This window comes from Streptomyces sp. NPDC055078, assembly GCF_053607985.1.
In genome coordinates this window covers 1-9,995 of record NZ_JBSGUP010000289.1, presented here as the reverse complement: position 1 = coordinate 9,995, position 9,995 = coordinate 1, and the positions used below count along the sequence as shown (strand labels likewise).

General features: G+C 72.1%; 10 protein-coding genes. 7 read left to right on the top strand and 3 right to left on the bottom strand.

Going from position 1 to position 9,995, the window contains the following annotated elements:
- From ACWF94_RS23030 to ACWF94_RS23020, 3 genes are all read left to right on the top strand, one after another.
- Positions 1–352, top strand: a 352-nt coding sequence (locus tag ACWF94_RS23030; RefSeq protein ID WP_453491480.1) for an O-methyltransferase, incomplete at its 5' end; no start/stop codon positions are given.
- Positions 353–423: 71 nt separating this feature from the next.
- Complete coding sequence (locus ACWF94_RS23025; RefSeq protein WP_453491477.1) at positions 424–942, top strand: hypothetical protein; 519 nt, start codon at positions 424–426, stop codon at positions 940–942.
- A 168-nt stretch (positions 943–1,110) separates the two neighbouring features.
- Complete coding sequence (locus tag ACWF94_RS23020; protein WP_453491474.1) at positions 1,111–1,491, top strand: antibiotic biosynthesis monooxygenase family protein; 381 nt, start codon at positions 1,111–1,113, stop codon at positions 1,489–1,491.
- A 134-nt stretch (positions 1,492–1,625) separates the two neighbouring features.
- Here the strand turns inward: ACWF94_RS23020 and ACWF94_RS23015 are convergent, their stop codons facing one another.
- Complete coding sequence (locus tag ACWF94_RS23015) at positions 1,626–3,782, bottom strand: DHA2 family efflux MFS transporter permease subunit (RefSeq protein ID WP_453491471.1); 2,157 nt, start codon at positions 3,780–3,782, stop codon at positions 1,626–1,628.
- A 105-nt stretch (positions 3,783–3,887) separates the two neighbouring features.
- Here ACWF94_RS23015 and ACWF94_RS23010 point away from each other — a divergent pair, with 105 nt between their 5' ends.
- The gene (locus ACWF94_RS23010; RefSeq protein ID WP_453491468.1) at positions 3,888–4,541 is read left to right on the top strand and encodes an HAD family hydrolase; all 654 of its coding nucleotides are present in this window, start codon (positions 3,888–3,890) and stop codon (positions 4,539–4,541) included.
- A gap of 151 nt (positions 4,542–4,692) precedes the next feature.
- Here the strand turns inward: ACWF94_RS23010 and ACWF94_RS23005 are convergent, their stop codons facing one another.
- Both ACWF94_RS23005 and ACWF94_RS23000 read right to left on the bottom strand, forming a co-directional pair.
- A complete protein-coding gene (locus ACWF94_RS23005) occupies positions 4,693–5,274 on the bottom strand; it encodes a TMEM165/GDT1 family protein (protein WP_453491465.1) in 582 nt (193 codons plus the stop codon).
- Between the two features lie 411 nt (positions 5,275–5,685).
- Entirely contained in the window at positions 5,686–6,438 is a 753-nt protein-coding gene (locus ACWF94_RS23000; RefSeq protein WP_453491463.1) for an ABC transporter permease, read from the bottom strand.
- 174 nt (positions 6,439–6,612) lie between these two features.
- Between ACWF94_RS23000 and ACWF94_RS22995 the strand changes: the two genes are divergently transcribed.
- The 3 genes from ACWF94_RS22995 (at position 6,613) to ACWF94_RS22985 (ending at position 9,832) form a co-directional block, all read left to right on the top strand.
- Complete coding sequence (locus ACWF94_RS22995) at positions 6,613–7,314, top strand: HNH endonuclease family protein (RefSeq protein WP_453491460.1); 702 nt, start codon at positions 6,613–6,615, stop codon at positions 7,312–7,314.
- A gap of 198 nt (positions 7,315–7,512) precedes the next feature.
- Entirely contained in the window at positions 7,513–9,204 is a 1,692-nt protein-coding gene (locus tag ACWF94_RS22990) for an alkaline phosphatase D family protein (RefSeq protein ID WP_453491457.1), read from the top strand.
- Between the two features lie 163 nt (positions 9,205–9,367).
- A complete protein-coding gene (locus ACWF94_RS22985) occupies positions 9,368–9,832 on the top strand; it encodes a DoxX family protein (protein ID WP_453491454.1) in 465 nt (154 codons plus the stop codon).
- The last annotated feature ends 163 nt before the right edge of the window (positions 9,833–9,995 follow it).

Below are 9,995 nucleotides of genomic sequence, written 5' to 3'. Positions count from 1 at the left end.
CGACTCCATCGCCGAGATCCGCGTGGGCCCGGCCCTGGAAACCCTCCCGATGCTGGCGGCGGAGCCGGGCGCGGGCCCCTTCGACCTGTTCTTCATCGACGCGGACAAGGTGAACAATCCGCGGTACGTGGAGTGGGCGCTCAGGCTGTCCCGCCCCGGCAGCGTGATCGTCGTCGACAACGTCGTACGCGGTGGGGCGATCCTGGCCGAGGACAGTACGGATCCCTCGGTGGCCGCCACCCGCGAGATGTTCGAGCTGGTGGCACGGGAACCCCGCCTGGAGGCGACCGTGGTCCAGACGGTCGGCACCAAGGGCCACGACGGCTTCCTCCTGGCCCGCGTCATGTCCTGACCGGCGCCGTCTCCCGGCCGCCGCACCGCCGACGTAATCTGGACCGTCACCGGACGTGTGGGGGGGCGGTCATGTTGGCGGAGACGCTGGTGGCACTCGCCGGAGTGGGCGGGACGGCACTGGTCGGGGCGATGGCCACGGATGCGTGGGCCAGTGCCCGGGCGGGGGCGGTCCGCCTCTTCCGCGGGGACGGTGCGGGCGGCGATGGCGGCGAGGACGCCGGCGACGGCCCGGCCCGGACCGCAGGACAGATCGAAGGGCAGCTGGACGGCGATGCCCGGACCGTGGCCGATGCCGCCGCCCGGCCGGACGGGGCGGCGGACGCGGACGCCCTGCGGCAGGCACTCGCGGTGGTCTGGACCCGCCGGCTGGTCCTGCTCCTGGAGGAGCGCCCGGCGGCGGAGCCCGAACTGCGCGAGCTGGTCGACCGGCTCCGGAGCGAACTCCCCGGCGGCCGGACCTCATGGCAGATGACCAATATCGCCCGGGACAACTCCACCCAGTTCGCCGCGCAGGGCGGCAATGTCGTCTGGCACCAGGGCTCCGGTACGCGGACCCCCGCGCCGGACGATGAGCCGAACCCCTCCTGAGCCGTATCGCCTGTATCGCCCATACCGCCCGTCGGTCCTGCTCGCCCGCCTGACCACCTGTCTGCCTGCCTGCCTGACTGACTGCCTGCATGCCTGCATGCCTGCCGCGGTCCGCGCGGACCGCGCGGGGTACGGTCGAGGGACCTCGACCGAGACGAAGGATGCCCTGTGGCCAGCGTGGTGAAGATCAATGTCCTGACCGTCCCCGCCGAGCAGCGCGAAGTGCTGGAGAAGCGCTTCGCCGCCCGGGCCGGGTCGGTGGAGAGCGCCGACGGGTTCGAGTGGTTCGAGCTGCTGCGCCCGATGGAGGGGACCGACCAGTACCTGGTCTATACGCGCTGGCGCAGCGAGGCCGACTTCGATGCCTGGATGGCCGGGTCGATGCGCGCCTCCCACGGCGCGGGCCCGGCCGGACAGGGCGGCGAGAGCGGTGCGGGCGGTGAGCGTCCCAAGCCCGCGGCGACCGGATCCACGGTGTGGTCCTTCGAGGTGGTCCAGTCGGCCGCCCCCAAGGAAGCCGCATCCGAGGAAGCCGCATCCAAGGAGTAAGGAATAGGACGTACGGGGGCTTCCCGTGGAACCGCCGCGCCCTGGAAGGCGAAGCCCCCGCGCCCGTACAGCACTGGCCCGGACGGATCCGTACGGGCCGGTGCTCGGGCGCCCGGCACGGAAAGGCACTCCGATCAGGGTGCCCGGTGGTCCCGCTTCGGCTCCCGGCCGTCCGGTCTCTCCTGGTCCGAGCCGCACAGCTCGGCGGTCAGCTCCGTCACCAGCTGCACCAGATCCGTCGGCCGGTCCGGGTCCCACCAGTCGCCCAGCAGTTCGGCGAGCGACTCCTCCCGGGCCTTGGCCAGGCGTACGGCGGCCGTCAGACCGCTTTCGGTGAGCACAAGCTGCACCCCCTCACGGCGGGCGAGGCCGCGTACCTCCACCTGGCGGGCCGCGTCGGTGATGGTGTGCAGCGGTACGGGGGTGGTGTCGGCGAGCAGGCCGGGCTCCACCGTCCCATGGCGGCGGATGCGCAGCAGCAGCCAGCTCGCGGCGGGCAGCAGGTCGTACCCCGCGCTCGCCGTGATCTTCTCGTACACCCGGCGTCTGCCCTCGCGCGAACCGAGCACCGACAGCGCCCGTGCCACCTCCTCGTGGGAGGAGCGCTCGACCGGGTTGGACGCGAGGGTCTGGCTCGGTTCGGGCGCGGTGACCGAGCCGCGCAGCCGGTCCTCCTTGAGGAACCAGGCGACGATGAAGGCGACGGCGACCACCGGGACCGCGTAGAGGAACACATCGGTGATCGACGAGGCGAACGCGTGCAGTGCCGATGCCCTGAGGGCGGGCGGCAGTTCGGCGATCGCCCGCGGGTCGGCGGCGAGCTGTCCCGCGTCCGCGCCGGGCGGCACCGAAGGACCGCTGAGCGCGGCGGCGAGTTTGTTCTCCAGCCGGCTGGTGAAGATCGTGCCGAAGACGGCGACGCCGAAGGAGGCGCCGATGGAGCGGAAGAAGGTGGCGCCGGAGGTGGCGACGCCGAGATCGTCGTAGCTGACGGCGTTCTGCACCACCAGGACCAGCACCTGCATCACCAGGCCGAGACCGGCGCCGAAGACGAAGAAGTACGCGCTCATCTCCCAGGTGGAGCTGAACTCGGTGAGCCGGTGGAGCAGCAGCAGGCCGATGGCCGTCAGGGCGGTGCCGGCGAGGGGGAAGACCTTCCAGCGGCCGGTCCGGCTGACGATCTGGCCGGAAGCGGTGGAGGTGATCAGCAGTCCGAACACCATCGGCAGCATATGGACGCCGGACATGGTGGGGGTGACGCCCTGGACGATCTGGAGGAACGTCGGCAGATAGGTCATGGCGCCGAACATCGCGAAACCGACGACAAAGCTGATGACGGCGACCAGCGTGAAGGTGCGGATACGGAACAGCTTCAGCGGCAGTACGGGCTCCGCCGCGCGCCGCTCGACGAACACGAAGGCGACGAGCAGCACCGCACCGAGCACCGCGAGCCCGATGATGCGCGCCGACCCCCAGGCCCAGGTGGTGCCGCCGAGTGAGGCGACGAGAACCAGACAGGTGGCGACGGAGGCGATGAGGAAGGTGCCGAGGTAGTCGATCGTGTGGCGGGTGGGGCGGGCGGGGATGTGCAGTACGGCGGCGATGACGCAGAGCGCGACGACGCCGATGGGGAGATTGATGTAGAAGACCCAGCGCCAGCTGAGGTGTTCGGTGAAGAATCCGCCGAGCAGCGGGCCGAGGACGCTGGTGGCGCCGAAGACCGCGCCGAACAGGCCCTGGTACTTGCCGCGTTCGCGGGGCGAGACGATATCGCCGACGATCGCCATGGACAGCACCATCAGTCCGCCGCCGCCGAGGCCCTGGATCGCGCGGAAGCCGATGAGCTGTGGCATGTTCTGGGCGATGCCGCAGAGCGCCGAGCCGACGAGGAAGATCACGATCGCGGCCTGGAACAGCTTCTTCCGGCCGTACTGGTCACCGAGCTTGCCCCACAGTGGGGTGGCCGCGGTGGCGGCGAGCATATAGGCGGTGACCACCCACGAGAGATGGTCCAGGCCGCCCAGTTCGCTGACGATGGTGGGCAGGGCGGTCGAGACGATCGTCTGGTCGAGGGCGGCGAGCAGCATGCCGAGCAGCAGTGCTCCGATGGCGACCAGGACGGCCCGGCGGTTCTGGCCCTCACCGGGGGCCGGGCTCATGGGGGTGGTGCTCACTTCCTGAGCCATGCCGTTCTCCTCCGGGTCCGCGTCCTTCCCATCGTGGTGGGTACGGGCGGTTATGGCCTGCGGAGGGGGCCCGGGGTGGCGCTGGCCGATTTTGATTTGTACCATGAATAAACAAAGTGGCTCCGGCATCCCGCCACCCGGCGGTCGGGGCCGCTTGTTCGAGCGCGTTGGCCCTCTCCGCGCTGCCGCCCCGGAGTACGGAGTCCGCCGATGCCCGAACGCACCCTGACCGCGCGAGCGCTCCTGCTCGACATGGACGGCACCATCGTCAACTCGGACGCGGTGGTGGAGCGCTGCTGGCGGCAGTGGTCGGAGCGGCACGGGCTGGACCCCCGGGAGACGCTGAGGGTCGTCCACGGGCGGCAGGGGTGGGCCACGATGGCGGCCCTGCTGCCCGACCGGCCGATGGAGCGGAATCACGCGGACAACGCGGTGATGCTCGCGCAGGAGACGGCGGACACGGACGGGGTCGTGCCCGTGCCCGGGGCGGTGGCCTTCATGGCCTCGCTCGCCGGGCTGCCGCACGCGCTGGTGACATCGGCGGACGAGGCGCTGGCCCAGGCCCGGATGACGGCGACGGGCCTCCCGATGCCGCGCGTCCGTGTCACCGCGGAACGTGTCGGCGCGAGCAAGCCGGACCCGGAGGGCTTTCTGAAGGGCGCGGCCGAGTTGGGGTTCGCTCCCGAGCAGTGTGTGGTCTTCGAGGACTCGGAGGCGGGGGTGCAGGCCGCGCGGGCGGCCGGGATGCGTGTGGTGGGCGTCGGCCCCCGCGCGCGGGCGCTGTCCCCGGACCTCCATGTCCCCGACCTGACGACTCTCACGGTGACGCCCTCCTACGGCCACCTCCAGATCTCTGTGCGCTGACCCCACGACCGTGCGGCCGAACAGCCCGCGCCTGCCCACCAAGACAGGCTGAGTGCGCCCGCACCTCCTACGGCACAGGAGCAACGGCCCCACCCGCACCGGTCCTGCCACCGTTCGAAACCAGGCACCCGGCAGCGTAGGGCCGGAGGCCCTACCCCAGTGCCTCGTAGAGGCTGAAGCCCGCCAGCACCAGCATCACCCCCGCCGCCACCTTCGTGATCAGCCGGAGCGGTACGTATCGCATCAGCGTCCGCCCGCCCAGGATCCCGATCCCCGCCACCGCCCAGAGCGCCAGCACCGCACCGAGCCCCACCGAGACGGGGCTGTCGTACCGCGCCGCGAGATTCGCGGTCATGATCTGGGTCAGATCGCCGAATTCGGCGACGAGGATCAGCATGAACCCCGCCCCGGAGACCTTCCAGAAGGACTGGTCCGCCGGGGCCTTGATGTTCTCCTCGTCGTCGTCGCTCTTCCTCAGGAGCAGCACCAGCGCTCCCACCAGGAACAGGGCGCCGACGACCCCCTGCACCAGCCGCTGCGGCAGCAGGGTCAGTACGCTGCCCGCCGCGATCGCGAGCGCGACATGGACCACGAAGGCGGCCGCGACCCCGGCGAAGACATAGGAGGCGCGATAGCGCGTACCGAGCATCAGGCCGGCGAGCGCGGTCTTGTCGGGGAGTTCGGCGAGAAAGACGACGCCGAAGGTGATCGCCATGACAGTGAAGCTGATCACGGATGGATTCCTCATCGGTCGGGCTGCCCGCACCGAGAGACCTGCCCCGAGAAAGGGGTCGCTTCGGCACGGCAGCGTCTACAGGACACTGCGGCCGAAGGTCTCGCTGGCGGATCTCCAGGGACGGACACCGGGATACACAGGTGAGACAGTCCCTGGGAGAACCCGCCTCCGGGCGCCGGCCGGGCGCGAGCCCAGCAGTATGTCGACGTTCCGGCGAAGAGCTACTCCCCTTCTGCTCCGTTCAGGGTACGCCAACCGGCGCGCGGACCCCAGAGCGCGCCCGCCGAGCCCCTGCCCAAGCCCCCGGGGACACCCGGGGCACGCACCCCCGGACCTGGAGCACCACCGCCAAGCCCCGACACGCATCCCCCGAGCACCCCGAGCACAAGGATCACCCCCGAAGCCCGGCTACCCGCCCCCCTCCCCCGGCTCCCGGTACATCCGCCCCCGCGCCACCAGTTCCAGCACCGCCGCGACGGCGATCGCCTGCACCGCCATCAGCCCGACGAGGACGAACAGCTGGACCGCCCCCGCCAGCAGGGGAGACGCCCCGCCCAGCAGCATGCCGACGAACGCGCCGGGGAGTGTGACAAGGCCCACGGTCCTCGTCTGGTCAAGACCCGGCAGCAGCGCGTCCGCCGCCGCCTCGCGCGCCACCTCCAGGCGGGCGTCGCGGTCGGGGAGGCCGAGCGCCATGCCCGCCTCCACCTCGCCGTGGCGCAGCCGCAGCTCGTCCAGGGCCCGCCGCCCGGCGAGCACGGTGGCGGTGAGCGCGCCGCCGATGAGGATCCCGGCCACCGGGACGAGCGCGATGCCCTTCAGCGGCACGAGCCCGGTGAGCAGCAGCGCGGCGACCACCGGAAAGACACCCGCGGCGATGGGCAGCCAGGCCCACCACCAGGTCGCGTTGCGGGTGACGCGCCGCCCGGCGGTGCGTACGGCGACGGCGTACATCAGCAGCACGAAGGCGAGCAGCAGCGGGAGTGAGTCGACCACCCAGCCGATGACCAGGGAGACGGCGGCGAGCTGGACGGCGGCCCGCACCCCGGCCACGGCGATCTCGCGGGGCCGCCTCAGATGGGCGACGGCGGCCACGGTCGCGGCGACGACGAGCAGAACGGCCAGAACCACCCCGAACGTGACATTTACCGGCAGCAGCACCCCGTAATCCTATGGCCAACCCCACGGCTGCCAGCGGGATCTGCCTGGCCATCAGCCCTTGAACTGACGTGAACATGTCGGCCACTCTGGTGTCGGCGCCCATCCCGCGAAACCGGGCGCCGCCGCCCGGCCACGCCCTCAGGGCGGGGCTCCCCCCACATCAGAGGAGTTCGCATGCCCGGAATCTACGCGCGTCACGTCCGCCGCACGGCCATGCCTCACGTCCACCGCACAGCCGCGTCCCGCCTCCGCCGTACGGCCGTTCTCGCCGCGACCGCCGCCCTCACCGTCACCGGTCTGCTGGCCACCGCCCCCGCCGCGCAGGCCGCCCCGCCGACCCCCGTGTCCGCCGCCACCGCCCGTACCTATCTGGGACAGCTCACCGTTCAGGCGGAAGGTTCCTCCAGCGGCTACAGCCGCGATCTGTTCCCGCACTGGAGCACCCAGTCGGGCACCTGCAACACCCGTGAGGTCGTCCTCAAGCGCGACGGCCGCGATGTCGTCCAGAACGCCGCCTGCGCCGCGACCGCCGGGACCTGGTACTCGGAGTACGACGGCGCGACCTGGCGGGCCGCGTCCGACGTGGACATCGACCACATCGTGCCGCTGGCCGAGGCATGGCGCTCGGGCGCCGCCCGCTGGACCACCCCGCGCCGCCAGGCGTTCGCCAACGACCTCACCCGCCCGCAGCTCATCGCCGTCACCGACAACGTCAACCAGGCCAAGGGCGACAAGGACCCCGCCGAGTGGCTGCCCCCGCGCACGTCCTACCGCTGCCTCTACGCCCGGATGTGGGTGCAGGTGAAGCACCACTACGGCATGACCGTGGACTCGGCGGAGAAGAACGCGCTCCAGTCGGTCCTGAACGGCTGCTGACCCGGCCCCTGGCCCGTCCCACCCGGCGCCCATGCCCCACCCGCACCACCGGGGGCCGCATAACCCGCCCCACCCGCACCACCGGGGCCGCATAACCCGCCCCGCCCCCGGCCGCACCGCCGGGGGCCCGGAACCTGTCCGTACCCCTCCGTCGTTCCGTACCGTACGGGGCGACGGAGAACGACGGAGGGGACATCTATGGCCGGCACCGCCGGACTGCGCCTGGGACCACTGCTGCGGTACGTCGACTGGGACACCGGCGGCAGCGCGACCGTCTGGGTCGAGACCAACCGGCCCTGCACGGCCGAGGTCCGGTGCGCCGACGGAGCGGGCGGCTCGGCGCCCACCTTCCGGGTGGCGGACCACTACTACGCGCTGATCACGGTCACCGGCCTGACCCCCGGCACGACCACGCCGTACGAGGTGCTGCTCGACGGCGACCGCGTCTGGCCGCTGTCCGGCTCCCGCTTCCCGGCGTCCACCATCAGCGCCCCCGAGGTGCCGTCGGCGGGCGTCACGGTCTCGTTCGGCTCGTGCCGCTGGTCGGCCGCGCCCGTCGGCGAGCACGACCCCGTCGGCCCGGACGCCCTCGACACCCTCGCCGCCCGGCTCGCCGCCGACCCCACGGCCGCGCGCCCCGACGTCCTGCTGCTCCTCGGCGACCAGGTGTACGCGGACGAGACCTCCAAGGCGACCCGCGCCTGGATCGCCGAGCGCCGCGACATCACCGAGCCGCCGGGCGCGGATGTGGCGGACTACGAGGAGTACACCCGGCTCTACGACGAATCCTGGCTCGACCCCGAGGTGCGCTGGCTGCTCTCCACCGTCCCCAGCTGCATGATCTTCGACGACCACGATCTGATCGACGACTGGAACACCAGCGCCTCCTGGCTGGCCGAGATGCGGACCGTGCCCTGGTGGGAGGAGCGGGTGCTCAGCGGGCTGATGTCGTACTGGGTCTATCAGCACCTCGGCAATCTCTCCCCCGCCGCACTGGCCGCGGACGAGCTGTACACGGCCGTACGGGAGTCCCCCGACGGCACCGCCCCGCTGCGGGAGTTCGCCGCCCGCGCCGACGCCGACCCGGCCCACGCGCGCTGGAGTTACCGCCGCGACTTCGGCCGGACCCGGCTGCTGATGGTCGACACACGGGCCGCCCGGGTCCTGGACGAACCGCACCGGGCGATGCTGGACGCCGACGAGGCCCGCTGGCTGCGCGAACAGGCGCTGACGGCCAGGGAGTCGTACGACCATCTCCTCATCGGCACCTCCCTGCCCTGGCTGCTGCCGCCGCTGATCCATGACGCGGAGAGCTGGAACGCCGCCCTGTGCCGGGGCGAGCGCGGCCCCCGCTGGGCGGGATTCGGCGAGAATGTACGCAGACGGGCGGACCTGGAGCACTGGGCGGCCTTCCCCGACTCCTTCGAGGCGCTGACCCGGCTGATCGCCGAGACCGGTACCGGCGATGACGCCCCGGCGACCATCTGCGTCCTCTCGGGCGATGTGCACCACGCGTATGTCGCCGAGCCGGACTGGCGCGGCGCGGGCGACCCGGACTCCCGGGTGCTCCAGCTGACCTGTTCCCCTGTGCACAACTCCATCCCCCGTTCCGTCCAGTGGGGATTCCGTTTCGGCTGGAGCCGGACGGGCCGCCGGCTGGGCCATCTGCTGGCACGCCACGGCCGGGCGGGCCGGCCGTCCGTGCACTGGGACCGGACGGGCGGGCCCTGGTTCGGCAATCAGCTGATGACGCTGACGCTGCACGGCCGTTCGGCCCGTCTGCGGCTCGACCAGGCTCAGCGGGCGCAGGAGGCGGGCGCGTTCGCGCGGCTGGTGGCCGCCGATGAGCGGGAGCTGACCGCGCGGACGGAGCCGATCGCACCGCGCTGAAACCGGAGGCCGTTACCGGTTCCGGCGCCCCTCCCGAGAGGACACGGGGCCTGTGATGAGATTCGGATGAGAAACCCCCCACGACCGCTTGTTGAACTTGCAAGCACTGATGAGGGGAGCCTAACTTTGGCGCGTCGGATCCTCTCCCCCCACAGGAGTCCCCATGACGTCACTGGCCCCCACGCTGAACCGGGCCCAGCCGTACGCGCTCGGCCTCTTCCGGATCGCCCTGGGTCTGCTCTTCGCCTGCCACGGCGCGGCAGCCCTCTTCGGAATCCTCGGCGGCACGGCCGGCAGCGGCGGCACCGTCGAGACGGGCAGCTGGCCCGGCTGGTACGCGGCGGTGATCCAGCTCGTCGGCGGCGGTCTGGTGCTGCTGGGCCTCGGCACCCGCAGCGCCGCGTTCATCGCCTCCGGTTCCATGGCGTACGCGTACTTCAAGGTCCATCAGCCGGAAGCCCTGTTCCCCCTCCAGAACAGCGGTGAGCCCGCCGCGCTCTTCTGCTGGGCCTTCGTCCTGCTCGTGTTCACCGGCCCCGGCGCCCTGTCGCTGGACCGGCTGTTCTCCTCGCGCGCCACGCGCGACACCGCCGCCGGGGAGCGCCGGCGGGCGACGATCACCGCGTAGCGCCGCGCCCGCGCCCGTATGCGCGTCGATATCCGTATCCGCGTCCGTATCCGTATCCGTATCCGCGCCCGGACCCGCCCCCAGGGGGTCCGGGCGCGGTGCGGCGCGGGGTGGGGCGGGGTTGGGCGGGCGGCCCGCGCGGCCCCGGGTCGTCACCCCCCCC